The organism is Candidatus Symbiopectobacterium sp. NZEC135 (assembly GCF_025962695.1).
The window spans coordinates 1-1,217 of sequence record NZ_JAGFPF010000560.1; the positions used below are offsets into that span (position 1 = coordinate 1).

Genomic DNA, 1,217 nt, shown 5'->3' on the forward strand with positions numbered 1-1,217 from the left:
TTAAATACGATTCAACATCTGAGTCTTTCAGCATAGAAAGATGATCTGATAACGCACTAAAATCACAATCAATTTTTGACAACCCAGTATTAAACACCACTTTTATCAAATTAAATTCACTACGAAAAAGAGTTTGAGCTAATAGATGGGCCTCTATATTTGCTGAAAAACGCGAATACTCAGACTCTAATATGATGGCAGCCCCAGGCAAAGGATTCGTAGTACCATTTGTATGATTTTTATAATTTCTCCCAGTTGCTATCTCCAATACGGATAATTGACGAGCATCTATATTTCCACCTCTACTGTTCGAATCTAGTTCATCAACACCGGCCCAAGCATACATAATTTCATTTATCAAATTCGTGTCTCTTGCTGTGACAGGGTCGGCGCAAAACTGTTTAACCAACAAATTCAATTTGTCATTTTCACTCATCGATACATGCAGATCTACCATATTACCAAAACCACGCACATACGGTAATTTACGAATTGAATCTTTTAAATTTATTGTACCATCATAGCGAGTCCGCACTAAGTTAGCTGCAAACCATACATCTGCCGATTGGCCGGTAACGCCATCCACATAGGTAATAAGGCTTCGTTGTTGGTGTGCATTACCCTGCGGATCGACAAAGGTAGAATTGTCATATTCTATACTAATAGAGGCGACACCAAAATCCTTCAAAGAATATAACTCACCCAAATCAACTTTTGCATTAGCATTACTATCCCTCCATATTTTTAGTGATTCAAAAATAGAGTCTTTCGCATCAATAGCATTATCTGAATTATCGTCAAATACTTTAAGAGCATTGTAGCCATTAGATGCCATTTCATTATTTTTTAAAGGAGTGTTATTACCAAATAGCTCACGACCATCATCAATATTACCATTATCATTACGGTCTAATACTAATAGACCGTCATCTGGTGCAACCCAACCAGTATTGATAGATAAATTATTACCAAAGTGGTCAAAAAGAATGCCTGCACTAACTGATAATGTTTCAACACCATCACGATCCAAATCTATAATAATAGGAGAAACTGTATTCTCAGCACAGGATGTACTGGGTCCAGTCGCACTGTCATTAGGGGTGGGAGGGATAGGGCTTGGAGGCAAGAACCATCCGCCAGTCAGTGGATCTATGATGCCGTGCTCTTTGAGAGCATTTAAAAAAGATGTTGCCTTTTCCTGCGCACCTTTAGATGTC

1 pseudogene is annotated in these 1,217 nt (G+C 38.1%); it reads right to left on the reverse strand.

Annotation, left to right across the window (positions count from 1 at the left end):
* Positions 1–1,217 (reverse strand): annotated as a pseudogene (locus tag J5224_RS28780) (hypothetical protein); the annotation flags it as partial.